Below are 22,644 nucleotides of genomic sequence, written 5' to 3' on the forward strand. Positions count from 1 at the left end.
TTGGCGGCAGCCGCCCGCCCTCAGGCCAGCACGTCGAGCGTGACGTGGTTGGCGAACTTCACCGGGTCGGTGCTCTTCTTCAGGATGCCGGCCGACTGGAAGTCGCGGGCGAAGAACTCCACCTCGTCGCGCAGGTCGCGGCCGGCGGGGTGACGGGCGAAGTTGGTGCTTTGGTGCAGCGGCGCCAGCTCGTCCACGCTCACCTTGGAATGCTTGGCGTAGATGCGCGAAGTCTCGCGCGGGTTCTCGGCCGTCAAGTCCGGGGCCTGCGCCAAGGCGCGCACCACGGTGGTGGCGGTGGGCTTGTCGTTGCGCACCAGTTCGCCGCGCGCGCCGATCACGCAGCAGAGCTTCTGCGCGTATTCGCCGGTGCCGCTGTTGCCGATCTCCTGGAACGCGCCCGGGTTGCGCTTCTCGATCAGGAACAGGTTCGGGTGAGCGACTCGACCTCCAGGCCGTTCTTTTCGAAGTACCCGCGCTCGATCGCCACCGGAATCGGTGACGGCAATAACCGGACTGGCTCCAGGCGAAGGTGATCTTCTTGCGCGGCTGCGCCCAGTGGATCGTCGGTCCCGCTCAGGCCGCCCGGGCGGCAGCCGTGCCGACGCAGGCGAGAATCAGCCGATGCACCTGAAACCGCTCGCCCTGCTGACGATTCTTTTCCCCTTGGTCGCCGCGACGCCTGTCGCCGCCGCGGACCTGCAACTGACCATCGACAACCCCTCGCCCGCCGCTGGCCAGATGTATGTCGCCCTGTTCGACAGCGCCGAGACCATGGCAGCGAACAAGCCGACCAAATCGCAGATCGCGCCCATCACCGGCAACCCCACCGTCGTCACCTTCACCGGGCTGAGCGCCGGCCTTTATGCCTTCACCGTCTTCGCCGACGAAAACGGCAATGGCAAGCTCGACACCAACTTCGTCGGCATGCCGACCGAGCGCTATGGTTTCTCCAACGACGCCATGGGCCTGATGGGTCCGCCCAAATTCGAGGCGGCGCAGGTGCGGCTGGACGGCGAGACGAAGGCGACCACGATCCGCCTTCGATAGCGCCCGGCGGCGCGTCGGCACCGTCGCTGCGATGGACCCTGTCCATCGACGGCGAATGCAACAATGCCACCTGCCGCGTCCAACCCCGAGACGCCGCGCACCACCGGATCCATCTCCATGAGCGTGAAAGAACGCAACAACGTCCACGTGTCGGGCCTTGGCGCTTCCACCATCTTCTTCGCCCATGGCTTCGGCTGCGACCAGAACATGTGGCGCCTGCTCGCTCCCGCCTATGCCGACCGCTACCGCATCGTGCTGTTCGACCTGGTCGGCTCCGGCCTCTCGGACGAGGCCGCGTTCGACAAGACCAAATACGCCAGCCTGCGGGGTTACGCCGCCGACCTGGCGGAGGTGGTGCGCGAGTTCGGCCACGGCCCGGCCATCCTGGTGAGCCACTCGGTCTCGGGCATGATCGGCGTGCTGGCCGACAACGCCCATCCCGGGCTTTTCGCGGCGCACGCGATGGTCGGTCCCTCGCCCTGCTATATCGACGACCCCGCCACCGGCTACGTGGGCGGCTTCCGGCGCGAAGACATCGAGTCGCTGCTGACCACGCTGGAGAGCAACTACCTCGGCTGGTCCAGCACCATGGCGCCGGTCATCATGGGCTCGCCCGAACAGCCCGCGCTCGGCGTGGAACTCGCCAACAGCTTCTGCCGGACCAACCCGGAAATCGCCAAGCATTTCGCACGGGTGACCTTCCACGCGGATCACCGCGCCGACCTGCAGCTGCTGCAGACGCCCACGCTCATCCTGCAGTCCGACGACGACCTGATCGCCCCCATGGACGTGGGCCGCTACATGCAGGCGGTCATGCCGCGCGCCACCTTGCGCATTGTCGAGAACGTGGGCCACTGCCCCCACCTCAGCCAGCCGGGCGCCTGCGCCGAGGCGATCGACGAGTTCCTGGCGGCCAACGCGCTTTGACACTCCCCGACCCGCCCTCGGCCCACAAGGCCACGACCACGCCGGACCCGTTCGACGAGGTGCCCTGCGGCCTGGTGCGCACCGACGGCCGGGGCACGTTCCTGCGCGTCAACCGGCTGTTCTGCGAATGGGTGGGACGCGAGCCGGCCGAGCTGGTCGGCCTGCGGCGACTGCAGGACCTGTTCACCATGGGCGGCCGCATCTTCCACCAGACCCACTGGATGCCGCTGCTGCAGATGCAGGGATCCATCTCCGAGGTGAAGATCGACCTGCTGTGCGCCCAAGGTCCGGACATTCCGGTGGTGATGAACGCGGTGCGACGCGAACGCGAGGGCGGCTTCGTGCACGAAATCGCCCTCTTCGTGGCCCGCGACCGCGACCGCTACGAGCGCGAACTGATCGGTGCGCAGAAGCGGCTGCAGCTGCTGGTGGACACCGAGAAGAAGCTGTCGGAAGAAGCCCTGGACCGCGCCGCCTACGCCGAGCAACTGGTGGGCATCGTCAGCCACGACCTGCGCAATCCGCTGTCGGCGATCCAGCTCGGCGTGGTGGCGCTGGCCCGCAGCAAGCCCAACGAGCAGCAGCAGCGCATCCTCGACCGCATCAGCCGCTCGGCCAACCGCACCAACCGCCTCATCGCCGACCTGCTGGACTTCACCCAGGCGCGGCTCGGCTCCGGGCTGGTGGCGCATCGCCTGCCAATGGATTTGCACGCGATGGTCGCCGAAGCGATCGACGAGCTGGGCACGGTCTTTCCGCAGCGTCAGTTCCGGCACGTGACCAGCGGCGCTGGCGAGGTGCTCGGCGATCTCGACCGGCTCACCCAGCTGATCGGCAACCTGGTCGCCAACGCCGCGGCCTACGGCGAGCCGGGCACGCCGATCATGCTGAGCTCCGAGGTGGAAGCCGGGCACTTCGCGATCAGCGTGCACAACATCGGCCGGCCGATCCCCGCCGAGCTGCTGCCCCGGCTCTTCCAGCCGCTGGTGCGCGGCGAGGAGCACGCGGGGGAGGCGAGCAGCGTGGGCCTGGGGCTCTACATCGTCGATGCGATCGTGAAGTCGCACGGCGGCTCGATGGCGGTGTCGTCGTCGGCGGAGTTCGGCACCGCCTTCACGGCGAGGTTTCCCCGCGCTGCGGCCGGCGATCCGGCTCGCTAGTCGGCCGCCTCAGGTCAATAATTCGGCCACCTCTTCGGCCGCGAAGGTCTCCAGCGCGTACCGCCGGCAATGCTCCAGGTAGCCGCGCTCGTGCGAGGCGATCAGGTCGACCGTGCTGTTCCACAGCCAGGCCGGCGCATCGAGGCTGGCGGCCTTGCGGCCGCTGGCGAGCTCGGCCTTCCAGCGCTGGCGGTCGTCCACGCTCATCTGGCGCGCATGCGCGCGGCCGACGACGTGTGCCAGAAAGCGCGCCGCGCGCATCGCCTCGCGCTGGTCGACCTGGGCCAGCTCCAGCTTCAGGTCTTGCGGCAGCAGCTCGCGCAGCACCACCGCCCGGCCCAGCACGTGGGCGCCGGCCATGCGGCTGCCGAGGTGCGGCGAAAGATGGCGGGCGCCTTCCAGCACCCGCAGCGCGTTGTCCCGGGGCTGGCCGCTGGAGGCCGCGCGCGGCGCCGCGGCCTTCACCGCTTCCTTCAGGTCGATCAGGCAGAGGTCCTTGCCGGTGGAGGCGCGCCCGCCCACGTCCAGCAGTACCGCATAGCGCAGGTTGCCGAGCGAGCTGCAGCCCTTCATCCAGTAGGCGACGTCGAGCACCCGCACCGGCCCGTCGGACTCGCGCCGTTCCAGGCGGCCGAGCAATGCGGCGACCGTGCATTCGTCGAACAAGGCGTGGATCGCCGTGCGCTCCTTCTCCGATACCGGCCAGAAGCGCTTGCCCAAGGGAATCGCCACCGTCTTGCCCTCGGTGCGCTCCTGCGCCAGATGCCGCCAGGTGCGCTGCTGGGCGCTCTTGAGGGCGACCTGCACCGCGTCGGGACGCAGGTTCTCCTGGATATCGTCGGGTGGACCGAAGGCCGACTCGTAGCCCTCGGCCACCTGCTCGACCATGCGTGCGGTGACCACGCCCGGCAGGTCGGAGCTGCGTGCGGCCATCGACAGCGACAGCGCCAGCCGCACCAGGTCGTGGGCGGGGTTGCCCAGCACCGTCTGGTCGAAGTCGCGGATGCGCACCCGCGCCTTGCCCCGGGTATTGGCCAGCGGCCCCAGGTTGCCGACGTGGCAGTCGCCGCAGATCCAGATCGGCGGGCCCTCGGGCAGCGAATGGCCGGCGTTCTCCAGCCATTCGTAGAAGCGCAGCGTATTGCCGCGCACGTAAGCATGGGCCGAGGTGGCCATCTTGAGATTCTTGGCTTTGAGCAGCACGGCCTGGCGAAGGTCGGGCGCGGGCGGCAGGCGGCGGGCGTGGGAGGTCAAGGGGTCGTCCGATGTTGTAGTGGTTTTATCGGAACGTTAGGCGCCCGCCCGGGCGCGGCACGTAGGCGGTCAGGACGTCCGGCCTCGGGACGAGGCCGCCCGGGGCCACGCGCGGCCGGGCCGGCTCAGGCATCGAGGGTGAAGAGTTCCAGGTGGCGCGACACGAAGGGCGGGATGGCCGCCGCCTCCAGGGGCCGGCTGAGGTAATAGCCCTGCACCGCGTCGCAGCCCGAGGATTCGAGCATGTCGAAGACCTCGGCCGTCTCTACCCCTTCGGCCAGCAGCCGGTAGCCAAGCGCCTGGCCGAACCGGATGATCGACTTGAGCAGTTCCCAGGAGCGCGGATCGGTCGCGATCGGCTTGATCAGCGACTGGTCGAGCTTGAGCAGTTCCGCCGGCAGGCTGTGCAGGCAGGAAAAGTTGCAGTAGCCGATGCCGAAGTCGTCGAGCGACACCTGCACGCCCAGCGCCCGGATCGCGTTGAGCGTGCGCAGCGTCTGCGCGCTGTCGAGGGCGGCGTTCTCGGTGCATTCGATGTGCAGCTGCGAGGGCACGATCTGGTGCAGGTCGCAAGCATTGCGCACGATCTTCACGAAGTCCGGATGCTCGAGGTTCTTGGCCGACACGTTGACCGCCATGGTCAGGTTCAGTCCCTGGCTCGTCCATTCGGCGAGCTGCGCGAGCGCGGTATGCATGACCCATTCGGTCACCGGATGGATCAGGCGGCTGCTTTCCACCAGGGGAATGAACTCGGCCGGCGACAACGCGCCCAGCCGGGGGTGGTTCCAGCGGATCAGCGCTTCCACGCCCTTGTACTGGCGCGAGCGCAGGTCCATCTTGGGCTGGTAGACCAGGCGGAACTCCCCTTCGGCCAGGCCGCACGGAATGTCCTGCAGCAGCGCGAAGGCGCGGCGCCCGCTCGCATCGGTCTGCTCGGCGAACCAGGCGAAAGCGCGATCGGTCTGCTGGGCCTGGTGCAAGGCAGAAGCCGCGCGGCGGATCACGTCGCCAGCGCTCTCGGGCGACAGCTGGAACGCGGCGATGCCCACCACCGGCGACTGGTCCATGTCGATCTGGCTGCGGCCTCCGCGCAAGGGCCGCTGCACATGCTCGACCAGCTGCGCCACCTGCGCCTGCAGCAGCGCCGGTTCGTCGCCGGCCAGCATGAAGCCGAAACGAGCTTCATTGACCTTGTAGAGCGTGGCCTGGTCGCCGACCCATTCGGCGAGCTGGGCCGCGAAGTCCCGCACCACCGCCTCCAGCGGCTTCGCGCCCACGACCCGCTGGGCCTGCTGCAGCTGCTGCTGGCTGTAGGCCTCCACGAGCACGAAGGTCCGGTGCTCGCCGGGCGTCAGCGCGCACAGGTCTTCCAGGTCGCAGACCAGCTGGGTGCGGTTGGGCAGGCCGGTGACCTCGTCGGTCCGGCCCAGTCCCTGGTGCAGGTCGACCTGGGACATGGCCATCGCGGCGAGATCGGCGAGCTGGCGACGGTCGTCGGGGCCGAAGCGCCGGGCCTCGCGGTCCAGGATGCACAGGGTTCCCAGCGCATGGCCGGAACGGGTCAGCAAGGGAGCGCCGGCGTAGAACCGGTAGCCGGCCGCCAGCATGGGGCTGTCGGCGAAGCGCCGGTCCTGCGCCAGGTCTTCCACCACCAGTACGCCACGTCCACGGATCGTGTAGTCGCAGATGGCGGTGGAGCGCTCGGTCTCGGTCGCGTCGACCCCGACACGGGACTTGAACCAGAGGCGGTCGACGTCCATGAAGGTCACCAGCGCGATTGAGGTGTGGAACACCCGGCTCGCCAGCCGGGTAATGCGGTCGAAGGATTCGGAGGCAGGGGTGTCGAGCAGCCGACGGGCGCGCAAAGCGGCCAGCCGTTCAGCCTCGCGCAGGGGAGACGGCATCGCGGCAGGGCGGGCGAGCAACGCGCCGCCGGCCGGGGCGAGTTGACGGGTTGGGGATAAGGCAGCCATGCGTGTTTATCCAGCGCGGCAGCCTACGCGAACCTGACCGGGCCGCCATCAGGCGGCCGATCGGCGACTTAATGCACATGGCGGCCTCATTTGTGACATACCCGGCGGTGCACGAACCCGTGGTCATGTGTCAGCGGCCCGCGCTTTCATTGGGCTTTCATATGACCGTCATCGTTTGTATCGAGGATATGAAGTTCATGCACTTGGCCGACATGTGGCGGTGCAGACAGATTTCTCCCAACGATGAAGCCATGAACCAGAATTCCGCTCCCAAGCCCACCCGTCGCGACGCCCTGCGCATGTTCGGCGCCGCCCCCATGCTCCCGCTGGGTGCTGTGTCCTTCCTGACCGGCTGCGGCGACGGCAACGACCCGGTCGTCGCCGCGCCCGCGCCGGCCCCGGTGGTCGCCGCCAACTTCCAGACCGCCGAGTTCATGCCCATGGCCGCCCCCACCCTGGCCACGCCTGCCGCCATGGCCACCACCACCGTCGGCTCCACCCTGCGCATCAGCTACGACAACGGCACCGCCGTCGACTTCGCCCTCGCCTATCAGCCCTTCTTCATGACCGGCGACCTGGTGCCCGACGGCGCCGGCGGCACCATCCTCGCCGGTGGCTACGTCAACGCCGCAGGCCAGCCGATCATCGACAGCTCGGTGGCCGGCCAGAGCCGCCAGTTCTTCTCGGACTCGCCGGACGGCACCTCGCTGCTGAGCCTGCCCAACCCCACCGTCACCGGCATCAAGGGCAAGGCGGTCTTCGCCGTGGTGCAGTTCGAATACACCACCCGCGACCTCGCCGGCAACAGCACCTACGGCACCCTGCCCTCGCCGATCGCCGTGCTGACGCTCGACCAGGACCAGACCACCGGCAAGCTGACCCTGGTGAAGTACCACAACGTCGACACCTCGGCCGCCCACGGCCTGTGGATCACCTGCGGCGCCAGCCTGTCGCCCTGGAACACCCACCTCTCCAGCGAGGAGTACGAACCCGACGCGTTCGTGGCCGCCAGCAGCACCATGTTCAAGGCCTACAGCCGCAACGTGTTCGGCAACGAGACCACGGCCAAGGCCTACCACTACGGCCACATGCCCGAGATCACCGTCAACCCCGACGGCACCGGCAGTTGCAGGAAGCACTACTGCATGGGCCGCATCTCGCACGAGCTGGTGCAGGTGATGCCGGACAACCGTACCGTCATCATGGGTGACGACTACACCAACGGCGGCTTCTTCATGTTCATCGCCGACGCCGAGCGCGACCTGTCGGCCGGCACCCTGTATGTCGCCAAGTACACCGGCTACTCGATCGACCCGGCCGCCGCCGCCAACAAGATCACCTGGATCAAGCTCGGCCACGCCACCAGCGCCGAGATCGAAGCCCTGGCCAACACGCTGGCGCCCACCGACATCATGGACGTGGTCTACGCGGTGCAGAACGGCTCCAACGACGCCAGCCCGCTCACCCCGGCCGGCACCATCGACAGCACCTACACGCTGATGTACTGCGATGGCAAGGCCAACTGGGTCAGGCTCAAGCCCGGCATGGAAAAAGCCGCCGCCTTCCTGGAAACCCACCGCTACGCCAACCTCGCAGGCGGCAGCATGGCCTTCACCAAGATGGAAGGCACCACCGTCAACATCCGGGACAAGGTCGCCTACTCGGCCCTGCAGAACATCCAGGACTCGATGGTCTCCGGCGGCAAGGGCTGGACCGCCGGCTCCGGCGTGGCGCTGGCAGCGAAGCTCGGCGCCGGCGGCGTCATGGCCCACGACCTGGCCGGCGGCCAGGTCGACAGCACCGGCGCGGCCATCTTCGGCCAGTGGGTGCCGAGCCAGACCAAGGCCCTGCTGATGGGCGCGGACATCGCCGCCGACGCCCTGGGCAACACCGCCGACCCCAACAAGATCGGCAATCCGGACAACCTGAAGTTCTCCGAGAAGATGCGCACGCTCTTCATCGGCGAGGACAGCGGCCAGCACGTGAACAACTTCCTGTGGGCCTACAACGTCGACACCAGGAAGCTCTCGCGCGTCATGTCGATTCCCGCCGGCGGCGAATCGACCGGCCTGCACGCGGTCGACGAGATCAACGGCTGGACCTACATCATGAGCAACTTCCAGCACGCCGGTGACTGGGGCAGCATCCACTCGGTGGTGCGCGCCACGCTCGACCCGCTGGTCAAGGCCAACTACAAGGACCGCTTCGGCGCCTCGGTCGGCTACCTGACCGCCGCACAGACGCAGTACTCGACCGGCGCCAAGAAGGCCTGACGCGTCCGTGCACGGCATCGGCTGCCGCAGCCGGTGTCCGCACCGAAGAACGCCCGATGCCATCCATCGGGCGTTTTTCTTTTTCCGCGCGGGCAACACTGATTTACCGCACGGCGGGGTTATCGATTCGCGCCTGTCGCCCTAGCATCGCGACCATTCCATCCGATCACCGAAAGCCGCTTTCATGAACATCACCTTCGACCAACGCCGCGTGCTCGTCACCGGCTCCACCAGCGGCATCGGCTTCGCTGCCGCCCGTGCCTTCCTGCAGGCCGGCGCCGAAGTCGTCATCAACGGCCGCAGCCAGGCCCGCGTCGACGAAGCCATCGCCCGCCTGGGCGACGACGGCCGGCGCGCCGTCGGCTTCACCGGCGACCTCGCCGACGCCGCCGACGCCGACCGGCTCTTCGTCGCGCATCCGTCGTTCGACATCCTGATCAACAACCTGGGCATCTTCCAGCCGCAGGATTTCTTCGACACGCCCGACAGCGAGTGGGATCGTTTCTTCCAGACCAACGTGATGTCCGGCGTGCGCCTGTCGCGGCTCTACGCCCCGGGCATGGCAGAGCGCGGCTGGGGCCGCATCGTGTTCATCTCGTCGGAGTCGGGCGTCAACATTCCGTCGGACATGGTCCATTACGGCTTCAGCAAGACCGCCCAGCTGGCGGTGTCGCGCGGGCTGGCCAAGCGGCTCGCCGGCACCGGCGTCACGGTCAACTCGGTGCTGCCGGGGCCGACGCTGTCCGAAGGCGTGGCCGACATGCTCAAGGAAGAAGTGCAGCGCACCGGCGAAAGCCTGGAGAAGGTCGCGGCCGACTTCGTGAATGCGCACCGCGGCTCGTCCATCATCCAGCGCGCCGCTACCGTCGAAGAGGTCGCCAACATGATCGTCTACGTGTCCTCGGAACAGGCCTCGGCCACCACCGGCGCCGCCCTGCGCGTGGACGGCGGCGTGGTCGACACCATCATCTGAGGCCCGGACCCCGCAAACGAGAAAGGCCACCGGCGCGAGCCCGTGGCCTTCATTCGACTGCGCCGGGATTCGAACCCGGGAGATCCGCCGTCCTGACCATCGACGCATCACGGCGGATCATTCAACGTCCATACCTTTGAACTCTCGGGCACGCAGCCCGGCGATTCCAGGAAGCGTTCGTGTCGCCCGCGTGTCCGACCCCGTCGACAACCGTCGCACCATCGCGGCTGCCGCGTTAGAGCCATCCTGCCTTTCGCAGGCGCCGGTACAGGAACACGCCGCAGCCCAACGTGACCGCCACCGCCGTCGGATAGCCCCAGCGCCACTCCAGCTCCGGCATGTACTTGAAGTTCATGCCGTAGAGGCTGAACACCATGGTGGGCAGCGCCAATATCGCGCCCCAGCCGGCAAGCTTCTTCACGATCTCGTTCTGGTGGATCGTGATCTGCGCCAGGGCCACCTGCATCGCCGAATCGATGGTTTGCTGCAGCCGGTCGGCGGTCTGGGTGACCCGCGCCACGTGGTCGAGGATGTCGCGGTAATAGATGCGGCTTTCCTTCGGAATGATGTCGCCGTGGAAGCGCAGCAGCTGGTTGCAGATGTCGGTGATGGGGAACGCGGCCGCGTGCAGCTTCATCAGCTCGTTCTTCAGGTGATAGAAATCCTCCAGGTTCGACGCTGGCGGCACCCCCTTGAAAAGATCCTTCTCGATGCGGGTGAAGCGTGTCTGCAGGGCGTCGATGCACGGCTGGTAGTGGTCGACGATGAAGTCGATCAGCAGGTAGAGCACGAATCCCGGGCCGTGGGCGAGCTTGTCCTGGCGCGACTCGGCGCGCTCGCGCACCGCCGCGTAGCCGTCGGCATCGCCGTGCCGCACGGTCACCACGAATCGCGGGCCGACGAACACATGGGTCTCGCCGTGGCGGATGTGCTCGCCCTCCAGCCGCACGGTGCGCAGGATCACGAACAAGTGGTCGCCGTATTCCTCGATCTTGGGCGGCTGGTGGGCGTTTTCGGCGTCTTCCACCGCCAGGTCGTGCAGGCCGAATTCCTGCTGCACCTTCACCATGAGTTCGCGGTCGGGCTCCACCAGCCCGAGCCAGACGAAGGTGTGGTCTTCGTCGAGCGCGTCGCTGATCTCGTTGATCTCCACGCTGCGTTTCTTCAGCCCCGCGCGGTAGACCGAGCAATTGACCGTGGCTTTTTCCAGGTTCATCTGTTTCCTTGGCTGCGGCCTGCTGCGGCCGCTTTTATGGATTCTTTATGAAAGCGCGGCCCATCCTGGCGAAAAATGCAGGTCGATACGGTTCCTGAGCATCACGCATCGGCCGCACATCGGCCGGCCGCCACGAAAACTGCCGATTTTTTCAACACCACCACCATGCTGCCCCACCCCGGAACCGGCGCCCTGCCGACGCGGCCCGACCCCGATGCGCTCGTGCTGCAGTTGCGCCGCGACGACGAACGTGCCCGCCGCGGCAAGCTGCGCATCTACTTCGGCGCCAACGCCGGTGTGGGCAAGACCTTCGCCATGCTCGGCGCCGCGCAGCGCGAAAAAGCCGCCGGCCGCGACGTCGTCATCGGCGTGGTCGAAACCCACGGCCGCGCCGACACCGCCGAGCTCACCGCCGGCCTGGAGACCCTGCCGCCGCAGCAACTGCCCTACCGCGACCGCATCCTGCCCGAGTTCGATCTCGACGCCGCGCTGGCCCGGCGTCCCGCCACGCTCCTGGTCGACGAACTCGCGCACACCAACGCCCCCGGCGCACGCCACGACAAACGCTGGCAGGACGTGCAGGAACTGCGCGATGCCGGCATCGACGTGTGGACCGCGCTCAACGTGCAGCATCTCGAAAGCCTCAACGGCACGGTCGGCGCCATCACCGGCATCCGGGTACACGAGACCGTGCCCGACACCGTCTTCGACAGCGCCGACGAACTGGTGCTGATCGACGTCACGCCCGACGAGCTGGTCGCCCGCCTGCAGGCCGGCAAGGTCTACCTGCCGCAGCAGGCCGAGCGCGCGGCCCAGAACTTCTTTCGCAAGGGCAACCTCATCGCGCTGCGTGAGATCGCCCTGCGGCGCACCGCCGAACGGGTGGGCGACGACCGGCTGCACTGGCGCATCGAAACGCCACGCGACGCGCCCGCTACCGAGGCCGACACCGTGCTGTGCTGCGTCGGCCCCCGGCCCGGCGCTGAGCAGGCCGTGCGCGCCGCCGCGCGGCTGGCCGGCCTGCGCAACCAGCGCTGGTCGGCGGTTTATGTAGAAACACCGCGCCTGCAGCGCCTGCCCGCCGCCGAGCGCGACCGCACCCTGGCGGTGCTGAAACTGGCGGAGGAGCTGGGCGCCAGCACGGCCGTGCTGACCGGCCCGGAGGTGGCGCAGGCCCTGGCCCAACATGCGACGCAGCACGGGTTCTCGACCCTGGTGATGGGCCGGGCCGCCCCGCGCACCGGCTGGTCGGCCTGGTGGTCGCGCCTGGCCCGGCCGCCGCTGCGCTCGCGGCTCGCTGGCCTCGCCCCGGCGCTCGACTTCTGGGAAGTGCCCGCCGCCGCCAGCACCCGCCGCCTCGGCGCCACGCCGCTGCCGCCCGACGAACTGCCCACCGCCCACCAGCGGCGCTGGCCGGGCTTCGTCTGGTCGGCCGCCGTCAGCGTCGCGCTGGTGCTGACGCTGCATCCGTTCAGCGGCGCCTTCGAGCTGGCCAACATCGTCATGCTGTTCCTGCTGGGCGTGGTGCTGATCGCCTTCCGCTTCGGACGCGGACCGGCAGCCCTGGCCGCCCTGCTCAACGTGCTGGCCTTCGACTTCTTCTTCGTGCCGCCACGCCTGTCCTTCGGCGTGACCGACGTGCAGTACCTGGTCACCTTCGCAGTGATGCTCGGCGTGGGCCTGCTGATCGGCCAGCTCACCGCGCGGCTGCGTTTTCAGGCGCGCATCGCCGCCAGCCGGGAGGCGCGCACGCAAAACCTTTTCGAGCTGTCGCGCGAGCTGTCGGCCGCCTTGCTGCCCGAGCAGATCGCCGAGATCGGCGAAGCGGCCGTGCGGCGCAATTTCGGCGGCCAGGCGCATGTGGTGGTGGCCGACGAGCACGACCGGCTGCCCGCCAGCGCGGCCCTGCCCGAAGGCGTGGACGCCAGCGTTGCCGACTGGGTCTACCGCAACGGCCAGCCCGCGGGCCTGACCACCGCCACCCTGTCGGCCCACGCCTGGCACTACCTGCCGCTGGCCGCGCCCATGCGCATCCGCGGCGTGCTGGCCTGCCGACCGGAACACGCCCGCTGGCTGCTGATTCCCGGCCAGCAGCAACTGCTGCAGACGCTCACCCGGCAGATCGCCATCGCGCTGGAGCGGGTGCACTACGTCGACATCGCCCGGCAGGCCGTCGTGCAGATGGAATCCGAGCGCCTGCGCAACACCTTGCTGGCGGCCATGTCGCACGACATCCGCACGCCGCTGACCGCGCTGGTCGGCCAGGCCGAGACGCTGCAGTCGGCCGGCGCCTCCCTATCCGCACCATCGCGCGAGCAGCTCCTGTCGGGCTTGGTGGCGACCGCCCGCCAGATGCAGGGCCTGGTCATCAACCTGCTCGACATGGCGCGGCTGCAGAGCGGCGCGATCACGCTGCGCTCGGAGTGGCAGTCGGTGGAGGAAGTGGTCGGCGCGGCGCTGGCTTCGGCCGCGCCGGCGCTGGTGGGGGTGGCGGTGCGCACCGACATCCCGGCCGATCTGCCGCTGGTGGAGTTCGACGCCGGCCTGATGGAGCGGGTGCTGGTCAACCTGCTGGAAAACGCCGCCAAGTACGGCGCGCCGCCCATCGTCGTATCGGCGCGCGCCGGCGACGACACGCTGGAGCTCCAGGTACGCGACCACGGCCCGGGGCTTCCGGCGGGCTCGACGCAAGACCTGTTCGGCATGTTCATCCGGGGCGAGTTCGAGTCGGGCACGCCCGGCGTCGGGCTGGGGCTGGCAATCTGCCGCGAGGTGGTTGCGGCTCACGGCGGCACGACAGGCGCGGCCGATGCCGAGGGCGGTGGCGCGGTCTTCACCATCACGCTGCCGCGCCGGCCGGCGCCGGCGGTCGACTAGCCCAGCACCAGCCGGTACCCCACCGCGTTCTCCGTCAGCAGAAAACGCGGCTGCGCCGGGTCGTCTTCGAGCTTGCGCCGCAGGTTGCCCATGTAGATGCGGGTGTAGTGGCTCTGCTCCACCGCCGCCGGCCCCCACACCGCCAGCAGCAGCTGCCGGTGCGTCATCACCCGGCCGGCATGCGCCAGCAGCGTGGCCAGCAGGTTCCATTCGCGGGGCGTGAGGTGCACTTCCTGGCCGGCCTTGCGCACCAGCCGGGCGGCCCGGTCGACTTCCACCGTGCCGAAGCGCACCGGCGTGTCTGCCGCCTCGGCCGATGCGCCGGCGCCGCGGTGCTTGCGCTGGCTGGCGCGCACCCGCGCCATCAGCTCGCCCACGCCGAAGGGCTTGGTGAGGTAATCGTCGGCGCCGGCGTCGAGCGCGCGGATCTTCATGTCCTCGTCCGAGCGTGCCGACAGCACGATGATCGGCACGTCCGACCAGCTGCGCACCGAGCGGATGACCTCGGTGCCGTCGCCGTCGGGCAGGCCCAGGTCGAGCAGGATCAGCTGCGGCTGCCGGGTGCCGGCCTCCACCGTGCCGCGCTGCACCGAGTCGGCCGGCCAGACCTTCCAGCCCTCGTGCTCGAGTGCCGCGCAGACGAACTGGCGGATATGCGCCTCGTCCTCGATGACCACCGCGACGGATCCCTGCATGACCTGGTCTTTTCCTTCAGCCGTGACGGCTCTGCTGGTAGGACGCCAGGTGATCGGCCCAGGTCGCCGTGCGGCCGAACTCGGCGGCGATCGTCCGGGTCATCACCTCGTGCATCAAATGTGCGACTTCGCACGCCGGGCATCGTATCTGCAGCCGCACCCGGCCGCCGGACTGCAGCGGAATGCAGCGCAGCACGCCGGCGTCGGCGCAGTCGCTGACCGCGTGGCGCACTTCCGCGGCGTCGTGGGTCTCGGCGAGCACGTCGATCACCACGAAAGGCGTGGCACAGGTCGATCGACGGGAAGCGGCGGCGTGGGGATAGGCGGCGTAGGCCATGTTATTTCGCAGCCTCCAGCGAAAGATTGAGCGCCAGCACGTTCACCCGTGCCTCGCCGAACCAGCCCATGACCGGACGCTCGGTGTGCCGCTCGACCAGCCGGCGCACCGTCTGCGGCGGCAGTCGGCGCGCCCGCGCGACCCGCTCCGCCTGGTAGGCGGCCGCCGCCGGGCTGATGTGCGGATCGAGCCCGCTGGCCGAGGCGGTCACCAGGTCCACCGGCACCGGCGCAACGTTGCCCGGGTCGGCCGCCCGCAGCGCCGCGACCCGGGCCTTGACCGCGTCGGCCAGCGCAGGATTCAGCGGCCCCTGATTAGAGCCGCTGGAGGCCTGGGCGTTGTAGGCCATGGGCGCGGTGGCAGACGGCCGGCCCCAGAAGTGCCCGGGGTCGGCGAAGGCCTGGCCGATGAGCGCGGAGCCGACGGTCTTGCCGTCGCGCACGACCAGGCTGCCCCGGGCCTTCTCGGGAAACAGCGCCTGCGCCGCGCCGGTCACGGCCAGCGGATAGACCGCGCCGGCCAGCACGGTGAGTGCGGTGAACAGCACCAGGGTGGGACGAACGATGGAAGTCATGGCGGATTCCTCAAACCAGGCCGCAGGCGACCAGCAGCAGGTCGATGGCCTTGATGCCGATGAAGGGAACGATCAGGCCGCCCAGGCCGTAGAGGGCCAGGTTGCGGCGCAGCAGCGCGGCGGCGCCGACGGCGCGGTAGGCCACGCCTTGGAGGGCCAGCGGAATCAGCACCACGATGATTAGCGCGTTGAAGATCACCGCCGACAGAATGGCCGACGACGGGCTGCCGAGGCGCATCACGTCGAGCGCGCCGAGCTGCGGATAGGTCGACACGAAGATCGCCGGAATGATCGCGAAGTACTTGGCCACGTCGTTGGCGATGGAGAAGGTGGTGAGCGAGCCCCGCGTCATGAGCAGCGCCTTGCCGGTCTCCACGATCTCCAGCAGCTTGGTCGGGTTGGAGTCCAGGTCGACCATGTTGCCGGCCTCCTTGGCCGCCTGGGTGCCCGAATTCATCGCCACCGCCACGTCGGCCTGGGCCAGCGCGGGTGCGTCATTGGTGCCGTCGCCGGTCATGGCCACCAGCCGGCCCTCGGACTGGTAGCGGCGGATCAGCGCCAGCTTGTCCTCGGGCGTTGCCTCGGCCAGGAAGTCGTCCACGCCGGCCTCGGCGGCGATCGCCGCGGCGGTGAGCTGGTTGTCGCCGGTGATCATCACCGTCTGGATGCCCATGCGGCGCAGCTCCCCGAAGCGCTCCTGGATGCCGGCCTTGACGATGTCCTTGAGCTCGACGATGCCCACCACCGTGGCGCCGTCGGCCACCGCCAGCGGCGTGCCGCCCCGGCGCGAGATCTCGTCGGCCGCGCGGGTCAGCTCCACCGGCAGATGGCCGCCGATGGCCTCGACATGGCGGCGTACCGCTTCCACGGCGCCCTTGCGCAGGGTGCGGGCGGGGTCGCTGGCGGTGGCTGCCAGGTCCATGCCGCTCATGCGCGTCTGGGCGGTGAAGGGCACGGCCTGGGAGCCTGCCGGTGCAGCCGGCGCCGAGAAGCCGAGCCGTGCGGCCAGCGCGACGATGCTGCGGCCTTCGGGCGTTTCGTCGGCGGCCGAGGCCAGCGCTGCCGTGGCGGCCACTGCGCGCTCGGTCAGGCCGGGTGCGGCGGTGAACGATGCCGCCTGGCGGTTGCCATGGGTGATGGTGCCGGTCTTGTCGAGCAGCAGCACGTCGACGTCGCCGGCGGCTTCGACCGCGCGGCCCGAGGTGGCGATCACGTTGGCCTGCATCATGCGGCTCATGCCGGCCACGCCCACGGCCGAGAGCAGCCCGCCGATGGTGGTGGGAATCAGGCAGACGAGCAGCGCCACCAGCGCGGTCAGGCTCACCACCGTGCCGGCGCCGGCCGCCTGCACGCTGAAGATGGAATACGGCAGCAGCGTGGCCGTGACGCCCAGAAACACGATGGTCAGCGCCACCAGCAGGATGGTCAGCGCGATCTCGTTGGGCGTCTTGCTGCGCTTGGCGCCTTCGACCATGCCGATCATGCGGTCGAGAAACGATTCGCCCGGGTTGACCGTGATGCGCACCACCAGCCAGTCCGACAGCACCCGGGTGCCGCCGGTCACCGAGGAGAAGTCGCCGCCGGATTCGCGCACCACCGGCGCCGATTCGCCGGTGATCGCGCTCTCGTCGACCGAGGCGACGCCTTCGATGACCTCGCCGTCGAGCGGAATCAGGTCTTGTGCGTCGACCAACACGACGTCGCCCCTGCGCAGGTTCTCGGCCTGCTCGGGGGTCCACTCGGCACCGTGCACCGGGTATTTGAGCTTCTTGGCCCAGGTCGATTTCTTCAAGCCCTTGAGCGAAGCGGCCTGAGCCTTGCTCCGGCCCTCGGCCAGCGCCTCCGCGAAGTTGGCGAAAAGTACGGTGAACCACAGCCAGACGGCCACCGACAGCACGAACCACGGCGCCGACGCCACGTCGGCCGGCGCCTGCAAGGCATGCACCCACAGGAAGGTGGTGAGGATGCTGCCGACATACACGACGAACATCACCGGATTGCGCCACTGCACCCGCGGATCGAGCTTCTTGAAGGCGTCGCGCAAAGCCGGCACGACCAGGGCGCGGTCGAGCAGCGCCAGCGTTGGGGAAGCGGTTTTCATGATTGTTTCCAGAGCATCAGGTGCTCGACCACCGGGCCCAGCGCCAGGGCGGGCACATAGTTCAGCAGGCCGACCAGCAGCACGGTGCCGATCAGCAAGACGACGAAAAGCGGACCGTGCGTCGGCATGGTTCCGGCATTGGCCGGCAGGCGGTTCTTGCTGGCGAGCGCCCCCGCGATGCCCAGCACCGGCACGATCACGCCGAATCGGCCGAACCAGATGGCGATGGCCAGCAGCGTGTTGTAGAAGGGCGTGTTGGCCGACAGTCCGGCGAAGGCGCTGCCGTTGTTGTTGGCCGCCGAGGTCAGCGCGTAGAGCACTTCCGAGAAACCGTGCGCGCCCGGGTTGGCCACGCCGGCGCGGCCGGCATCGGCCATCACCGCGACGGCGGTGCCCACCAGCACCAGCAGCGGCGTGACCAGGATGGCGATGGAGACGAGCTTCATCTCGTGCGCCTCGATCTTCTTGCCCAGGTACTCCGGCGTGCGGCCGATCATCAGCCCGGCGATGAACACCGCCAGCATGGCGAACACCAGCATGCCGTAGAGGCCGGTGCCGACGCCGCCGAAGACCACCTCGCCGAGCTGCATCAGCACCAGCGGCACCAGACCGCCGAGCGGTGTCAGGGAATCGTGCATGGCGTTCACCGCACCGCAGGAAGCGGCGGTGGTGATGGCCGCGAACAGCGCCGACGCGTCGATGCCGAAGCGCACTTCCTTGCCTTCCATGTTGCCGCCGGCCTGCAAGGCGCCGGCCGCCTGGTCTACGCCGAGCGAGGCGAAGACGGGGTTGCCCGCCTGCTCCGCCGGGATCACCGCCACCACCGCCGCCACGAACAGCACCGTCATCGCGGCCAGCACCGCCCAGCCCTGGCGGCGGTCGCCGACCACGCGGCCGAAGGCCAGGCACAGCGCCGCCGGAATCAGGAATATGGCCAGCATCTCCAGCAGGTTGCTGATGGCGGTCGGGTTCTCGAACGGGTGGGCTGAGTTGGCATTGAAGAAGCCGCCGCCGTTGGTGCCCAGCATCTTGATCGCCTCCTGCGAGGCGACCGGACCCATGGCGATGGTCTGGGTGGCGCCGCTCCTCGCCTCGGTCACCGGCGCACCGGCCGCATCGACCACCGGCTTGCCCTCGGCATCGAGCTTCGGCGCCTGCCAGGTCTGGCTTTCCAGGGTGTCGACGGTGCGGGCGGGCTGGAAATTCTGGATCACGCCCTGCCCTGCCAGCGCCACGGCCAGCACCAGCGACAGCGGTACCAGCAGCCAGGCGGTGATGCGGGTGATGTCGACCCAGAAATTGCCGACGCGGCCCGTGGAGCGAGCGGCGAAGCCCCGGAACAGCGCGAACACCACCGCGATGCCGGTGGCCGCCGAGAAGAAATTCTGCCCGGCCAGCGCCACCATCTGGGTCAGGTGCGACATCGTCGCCTCGCCGGCATAGCCCTGCCAGTTGGTGTTGGCCACGAAGCTGATCGCGGTGTTGAAGGCCGAGTCCGGCGACACCGCGGCCATGCCGTCGGCGTTGAGCGGCAACCAGGCCTGCAGCCGCTGCACCGCATAGACGAAGAAGGCGCCGGCGACGTTGAACGCCAGCAGCGCCAGGGCGTAGGGCTTCCATCCACCGTCGGCGCCGGGCGCCACGCCCGCCAGGCGCAGCAGGGCCGATTCGGCGGAATGCATCCAGCGCGGATGGGTGCCGTCGCAGAGCGCGGCCATGTAGCGCCCGACCGGCCAGGCGAGCAACGCCAGGGCCAGCAGAAAGACGATCAGCAGGGTCCAGGCCGAGGTGTCCATGTCAGAACTCCTCGGCGCGCAACAGCGCCCAGACCAGGTAGACGAAGAGCAGCGCGACCAGCAGGCCGGCGCCGCCGTAGAGGACTTCGGTGGCGATCACGACCGGTCTCCCTGCTGTGGGGCGGTGCGTGGCCGCAAGCGGTCCAGGCCAATGACGAGGGCCGCGACAGCGGCCCAGAAGACGGCGATGCCGCCGAGATAAACGAGGTCCATGACGACTCCTGCGAACGATGGCTCGAGCGTAGGAAAGCCGGCATAAAAGAGCCGTCAAGAACGACGGCCCGGCTATAAAGAATTCATAAAGGCCCGGTGGTTCGCAGCCAGCGCCACAGCGTCGACCGGCTCACGCCCATGGCCCGCGCCGCCGCCTGGTGGTTGCCGAAATGCCGGGCCAGCACCGCGCGCGCCCGGGCACCCCGGTCGTCGTCCGCGCCCTGCTCCGCCTCCGGTGCTTCGATGCGGGCGGCCTCGAACAGCTCCGGGCATTCGTAGGCCAGGCCGCTCCAGTCGACCGTACCGGCGGCCGGAAACTGAGCCATGAACACCGCCAGCCGTTCGCACACGTTTTCCAGCTCGCGCACATTGCCCGGCCAGGTGTAGCCCTGCAGCAGCGCCCGCACCGGCCGCAAGGCGTCGCGCGGCGCCTCCACGCCCAGGCGTGAGAGGTTGCGGCGCACCCGGTGCTCGACCATCGGCATCACGTCGGCCGGCCGGTCGCGCAGCGCCGGCAGGCCCAGGCGCAGGGTGTTGATGCGAAAAAACAGGTCCTGCCGAAAACGCCCCTGCGCCACCATGTCGGCCAGCGGCTGGTGCGTGGCGGCGATCACCCGCAGGTCCACCGGAATCGGGCTGGCGCTGCCCACGCGCACCACCTCGCGCTCCTGCAACACCCGCAGCAGCCGGGTCTGCAGCGACAGCGGCATGTCGCCGATCTCGTCGAGAAACACCGTGCCGCTGTGCGCCGCCTCGAACAAACCGCGCTTGCCGCCGCGCCGCGCGCCGGTGAAGGCGCCTTCCTCGTAGCCGAAGAGCTCACTCTCCAGCAGGCTCTCGGGCAGGGCCGCGCAGTTCACCGCCACGAAGGGTTTGCCGGCGCGCGGGCTTTCGTTGTGGATGGCCTGGGCGAAGAGTTCCTTGCCGGTGCCGCTTTCGCCGCTGATCAGCACGGTGAGGTCGGTGCGGGCGAAGCGCCGCGCCGCGTCCACCGCGCGCACGAAGTCCGGGCTCGCGCCCTCCAGGTCGTCGAAGCGGTGGCGGGCCGAGGTCTGTTGCCGGCGTTGCTGCATACGCAGGCTGTTGTCGGCCTCGTGGATCGCGATGGCGTCGTAGAGCGTCATCGCCGCGCCGCAGATCTCGCCGTTGACCCGGATCGGCGTGCGGTTGGCCACCCAGTGGCGCCCGCCGATGGTGAGCACGCGCGCCCGCTCGGTAGCGCCGCTGTCGAGCGTGCCCTGCAGCGACAGGTCGTTGTCCAGCAGCGCCAGGTCGCGGCCGAGCAGCGAGCCGCCGCCGGCCCCCAGCACCCGCTGCATCGGCGGGTTGGCCGCGATCACCTGGTTGGACCGGTCCACCGCCAGCACCGCGTGTTCGAGCGTGTGCAGCACGCCGTTGAGCTGGGCGTAGCGGTCGGCTTCCATGCGCGCCACCCGCACCAGCTCGATCGCCTCGTCGAAGCCGCGCCGGATGCTGTCGAGCGAATACGCCATCACGCCCACCAGCCCGGCGGCTTCGGCCATCTCCACCGCCAGGCTGGTGCCGACGATCACCGGAAAGCCCGCGCCGTGCAGTTCGTCGAAATGCCGGCGCGCCTCGGTGGGCGTCAGGTAGGCGCGCTGCTCCAGCTCGATGTTGAGCAGGTCGTGGATCGCGTCGAGCTCGGGCAGCGTCTGGCCATAGACGATCACGCCGACGCGCGGCGACAGGTGCCGCACCCGGATCAGCGCCTGCAGCACGTCGAGCCCGCCGAGCTGCATGGTGGCGACCGGCGCGCGCACCTGCTGGCGCAGCAGGCCGCCGTTGGCGCCGCCGCTGATGAAGGCGTCGACGCCGCCGTGGCGGATGCGCTCCTGGGCATAGGCGATGGTGTCGTGCACCGTCGCGTCGATGAGTTCGATGTCCGCGCGGTCGTGGTATTCGGCGATGACCGGGGCGGAGAACTCGCGCAGGTGCCGGTAGCCGAGAAAGCACAGGCGCGGTCGCGGGCCGGACGGGGTCGTGGGGATGAAACTCATGTCGCTTTTCTTGTCTCTGGAATGCCGATGTCGCGCGGTGAAACATTATTGGTTCGCGATGCGACATCCGTCTGTCCGGGCCGACCCTGACAGGGTCAAGCGAATCAAGCACTTGCAAGCGTCTTGCCGGTGGCACGTGCCCTGCAATGTCTTCGATGGTTCCGCGTTGCGACCTCGCTGCGCACATCAGAAAAACCGGAGACAAAGCCACGTGACCCTCATTGCCACCCGCACTCGCCGCCGCCTCCTCGGCGCGGCCGTCCTCCTGGCCTGCGGCCTGAACGCCGCCCAGGCCCAGTCCGACTATCCCAACAAGCCGATCCGCCTCGTCGTGCCCTTCGCCACCGGCGGCGTCACCGACGCCACCGCCCGGATCGTGGCCGAGAAGCTCGGCCAGGCCATCGGCCAGCCGATCGTGGTGGACAACCGCGCGGGCGCCGCCGGCAACATCGGCACCCAACAGGTGGCGCAGGCCGAGCCCGACGGCTACACCCTGCTGCTCGGCTACGACGGCACGCTGGTGATCAACCCGAGCGTCTACGCCAAGGTTCCTTTCGATTCGGTCAAGGACTTCGCGCCGATCGGCAAGATCGGCGACGCGCTGCTGATCGCGGTGATCAACCCCAAGCTGCAGGCGCACAACCTCACCGAATTGCAGGCCCTGGCGCGCAACACGCAGGGCGGCCTGTCCTACGGCAGCGCCGGCACCGGCAGCACCACCCACCTGGCCGGCGAAATGCTGCGCCAGCGCACCAACATGCCGATGACCCACATTCCATACAAGGGCGGCGGCCCGGCGCTCACCGACGTGGTCGGCGGCACGTTGCCCATGACCTTCGCCTCGGTGACCGGTGCCATGCCTTTCATCAAGGGTGGTCAACTGCGCCCCATCGCCGTCACCTCCCGCCAGCGCGCCCCCGCGCTGCCGGATGTGCCGACCTTCATCGAGCTCGGCTTGAAGGACTACGAAATCAGTTCCTGGGTCGGTTTCCTGGCGCCCGCCAAGACACCCAAGCCGATCATCGACAAGCTCAACGCCGCCATGCAGAAGGTGCTGAGCACGCCCGAGATGGTCGAGCGCCTGAGCGCGCTCGGCGTGGTCGCCACTCCTGGCACGCCGGACGCCTACGGAGCGGAGATCGTGCGCGACCTCGCCAAGAACAGGACGATCGTCAAGGCCGCCAACATCCAGCTCGACTGAGCCATT

At 69.0% G+C, this 22,644-nt stretch carries 18 protein-coding genes and 1 tRNA gene; 7 read left to right on the forward strand and 12 right to left on the reverse strand.

What is annotated here, in order from left to right; translation table 11 throughout:
* Nucleotides 1-20: 20 nt before the first annotated feature.
* Nucleotides 21-341 (reverse strand): substrate-binding domain-containing protein, encoded by a 321-nt coding sequence (locus R9X41_RS14830; RefSeq protein ID WP_318631210.1) that lies wholly within the window; start codon nucleotides 339-341, stop codon nucleotides 21-23.
* A 157-nt stretch (nucleotides 342-498) separates the two neighbouring features.
* Between R9X41_RS14830 and R9X41_RS14835 the strand changes: the two genes are divergently transcribed.
* From R9X41_RS14835 to R9X41_RS14845, 3 genes are all read left to right on the forward strand, one after another.
* Nucleotides 499-1,050 carry a DUF2141 domain-containing protein gene (locus R9X41_RS14835; protein ID WP_318631211.1) on the forward strand — a complete coding sequence of 184 codons (552 nt, stop codon included), beginning with the start codon at nucleotides 499-501 and terminating at the stop codon, nucleotides 1,048-1,050.
* A 117-nt stretch (nucleotides 1,051-1,167) separates the two neighbouring features.
* Nucleotides 1,168-1,977, forward strand: coding sequence for an alpha/beta fold hydrolase (locus R9X41_RS14840; RefSeq protein WP_318631212.1), 810 nt, complete (start codon nucleotides 1,168-1,170; stop codon nucleotides 1,975-1,977).
* Nucleotides 1,974-3,137 (forward strand): PAS domain-containing sensor histidine kinase, encoded by a 1,164-nt coding sequence (locus tag R9X41_RS14845; protein WP_318631213.1) that lies wholly within the window; start codon nucleotides 1,974-1,976, stop codon nucleotides 3,135-3,137. The genes R9X41_RS14840 and R9X41_RS14845 overlap by 4 nt, the downstream gene beginning before the upstream one ends.
* 9 nt (nucleotides 3,138-3,146) lie before the next feature.
* On the opposite strand, the gene R9X41_RS14850 is transcribed toward R9X41_RS14845, so the two are convergent.
* Nucleotides 3,147-4,391, reverse strand: a complete 1,245-nt coding sequence (locus tag R9X41_RS14850; RefSeq protein ID WP_318631214.1) for a DUF2252 family protein — start codon at nucleotides 4,389-4,391, stop codon at nucleotides 3,147-3,149.
* 125 nt (nucleotides 4,392-4,516) lie between these two features.
* Nucleotides 4,517-6,364, reverse strand: a complete 1,848-nt coding sequence (locus R9X41_RS14855) for a putative bifunctional diguanylate cyclase/phosphodiesterase (protein WP_318631215.1) — start codon at nucleotides 6,362-6,364, stop codon at nucleotides 4,517-4,519.
* A gap of 251 nt (nucleotides 6,365-6,615) precedes the next feature.
* Between R9X41_RS14855 and R9X41_RS14860 the strand changes: the two genes are divergently transcribed.
* Nucleotides 6,616-8,637, forward strand: coding sequence for a PhoX family protein (locus tag R9X41_RS14860; protein ID WP_318631216.1), 2,022 nt, complete (start codon nucleotides 6,616-6,618; stop codon nucleotides 8,635-8,637).
* Between the two features lie 184 nt (nucleotides 8,638-8,821).
* Nucleotides 8,822-9,610 (forward strand): SDR family NAD(P)-dependent oxidoreductase, encoded by a 789-nt coding sequence (locus R9X41_RS14865; protein ID WP_318631217.1) that lies wholly within the window; start codon nucleotides 8,822-8,824, stop codon nucleotides 9,608-9,610.
* Nucleotides 9,611-9,664: 54 nt separating this feature from the next.
* Here R9X41_RS14865 and R9X41_RS14870 read toward each other — a convergent pair.
* Both R9X41_RS14870 and corA read right to left on the reverse strand, forming a co-directional pair.
* Nucleotides 9,665-9,768, reverse strand: a tRNA-OTHER gene (locus R9X41_RS14870).
* Between the two features lie 77 nt (nucleotides 9,769-9,845).
* Nucleotides 9,846-10,826: a magnesium/cobalt transporter CorA gene (corA, locus tag R9X41_RS14875; protein ID WP_318631218.1), complete on the reverse strand. Its 981-nt coding sequence runs from the start codon at nucleotides 10,824-10,826 to the stop codon at nucleotides 9,846-9,848.
* 165 nt (nucleotides 10,827-10,991) lie between these two features.
* Here corA and R9X41_RS14880 point away from each other — a divergent pair, with 165 nt between their 5' ends.
* Entirely contained in the window at nucleotides 10,992-13,703 is a 2,712-nt protein-coding gene (locus R9X41_RS14880) for a DUF4118 domain-containing protein (RefSeq protein WP_318631219.1), read from the forward strand.
* On the opposite strand, the gene R9X41_RS14885 is transcribed toward R9X41_RS14880, so the two are convergent.
* From R9X41_RS14885 to prpR, 7 genes are all read right to left on the reverse strand, one after another.
* A complete protein-coding gene (locus tag R9X41_RS14885) occupies nucleotides 13,700-14,398 on the reverse strand; it encodes a response regulator (protein WP_318631220.1) in 699 nt (232 codons plus the stop codon). The genes R9X41_RS14880 and R9X41_RS14885 overlap by 4 nt on opposite strands.
* Nucleotides 14,399-14,414: 16 nt before the next feature.
* Nucleotides 14,415-14,735, reverse strand: a complete 321-nt coding sequence (locus R9X41_RS14890; RefSeq protein WP_318631221.1) for a hypothetical protein — start codon at nucleotides 14,733-14,735, stop codon at nucleotides 14,415-14,417.
* A 1-nt stretch (nucleotide 14,736) separates the two neighbouring features.
* Entirely contained in the window at nucleotides 14,737-15,309 is a 573-nt protein-coding gene (gene kdpC, locus R9X41_RS14895; protein ID WP_318631222.1) for a potassium-transporting ATPase subunit KdpC, read from the reverse strand.
* 10 nt (nucleotides 15,310-15,319) lie between these two features.
* The gene (gene kdpB, locus R9X41_RS14900; RefSeq protein ID WP_318631223.1) at nucleotides 15,320-17,410 is read right to left on the reverse strand and encodes a potassium-transporting ATPase subunit KdpB; all 2,091 of its coding nucleotides are present in this window, start codon (nucleotides 17,408-17,410) and stop codon (nucleotides 15,320-15,322) included.
* Entirely contained in the window at nucleotides 17,407-19,206 is a 1,800-nt protein-coding gene (kdpA, locus tag R9X41_RS14905) for a potassium-transporting ATPase subunit KdpA (protein ID WP_318631224.1), read from the reverse strand. Before kdpA ends, kdpB begins: the two co-directional genes overlap by 4 nt.
* Before the next feature lies 1 nt (nucleotide 19,207).
* On the reverse strand, nucleotides 19,208-19,306 hold the full coding sequence (gene kdpF, locus R9X41_RS14910; protein WP_318631225.1) for a K(+)-transporting ATPase subunit F: 99 nt from the start codon (nucleotides 19,304-19,306) through the stop codon (nucleotides 19,208-19,210).
* 196 nt (nucleotides 19,307-19,502) lie between these two features.
* Complete coding sequence (gene prpR, locus R9X41_RS14915; protein ID WP_412556614.1) at nucleotides 19,503-21,437, reverse strand: propionate catabolism operon regulatory protein PrpR; 1,935 nt, start codon at nucleotides 21,435-21,437, stop codon at nucleotides 19,503-19,505.
* 211 nt (nucleotides 21,438-21,648) lie between these two features.
* On the opposite strand from prpR, the gene R9X41_RS14920 reads away from it, so the two are divergent.
* A complete protein-coding gene (locus R9X41_RS14920) occupies nucleotides 21,649-22,638 on the forward strand; it encodes a Bug family tripartite tricarboxylate transporter substrate binding protein (RefSeq protein WP_318631226.1) in 990 nt (329 codons plus the stop codon).
* Nucleotides 22,639-22,644: the final 6 nt, after the last annotated feature.

Origin of the sequence: Xylophilus sp. GOD-11R, from assembly GCF_033546935.1 — a bacterium.
GTDB lineage: Bacteria > Pseudomonadota > Gammaproteobacteria > Burkholderiales > Burkholderiaceae_C > Xylophilus.

What these genes read in the sequence shown, in the direction of transcription:
- R9X41_RS14840 (WP_318631212.1), top strand. Translation starts at nt 1,168, where the DNA reads ATGAGCGTGAAAGAACGCAACAACGTCCACGTGTCGGGCCTTGGCGCT.
- R9X41_RS14855 (WP_318631215.1), bottom strand. Translation starts at nt 6,364, where the DNA reads ATGGCTGCCTTATCCCCAACCCGTCAACTCGCCCCGGCCGGCGGCGCG.
- R9X41_RS14860 (WP_318631216.1), top strand. Translation starts at nt 6,616, where the DNA reads ATGAACCAGAATTCCGCTCCCAAGCCCACCCGTCGCGACGCCCTGCGC.
- R9X41_RS14865 (WP_318631217.1), top strand. Translation starts at nt 8,822, where the DNA reads ATGAACATCACCTTCGACCAACGCCGCGTGCTCGTCACCGGCTCCACC.
- corA (WP_318631218.1), bottom strand. Translation starts at nt 10,826, where the DNA reads ATGAACCTGGAAAAAGCCACGGTCAATTGCTCGGTCTACCGCGCGGGG.
- R9X41_RS14880 (WP_318631219.1), top strand. Translation starts at nt 10,992, where the DNA reads ATGCTGCCCCACCCCGGAACCGGCGCCCTGCCGACGCGGCCCGACCCC.
- R9X41_RS14885 (WP_318631220.1), bottom strand. Translation starts at nt 14,398, where the DNA reads ATGCAGGGATCCGTCGCGGTGGTCATCGAGGACGAGGCGCATATCCGC.
- R9X41_RS14890 (WP_318631221.1), bottom strand. Translation starts at nt 14,735, where the DNA reads ATGGCCTACGCCGCCTATCCCCACGCCGCCGCTTCCCGTCGATCGACC.
- kdpC (WP_318631222.1), bottom strand. Translation starts at nt 15,309, where the DNA reads ATGACTTCCATCGTTCGTCCCACCCTGGTGCTGTTCACCGCACTCACC.
- kdpB (WP_318631223.1), bottom strand. Translation starts at nt 17,410, where the DNA reads ATGAAAACCGCTTCCCCAACGCTGGCGCTGCTCGACCGCGCCCTGGTC.
- kdpA (WP_318631224.1), bottom strand. Translation starts at nt 19,206, where the DNA reads ATGGACACCTCGGCCTGGACCCTGCTGATCGTCTTTCTGCTGGCCCTG.
- prpR (WP_412556614.1), bottom strand. Translation starts at nt 21,437, where the DNA reads ATGAGTTTCATCCCCACGACCCCGTCCGGCCCGCGACCGCGCCTGTGC.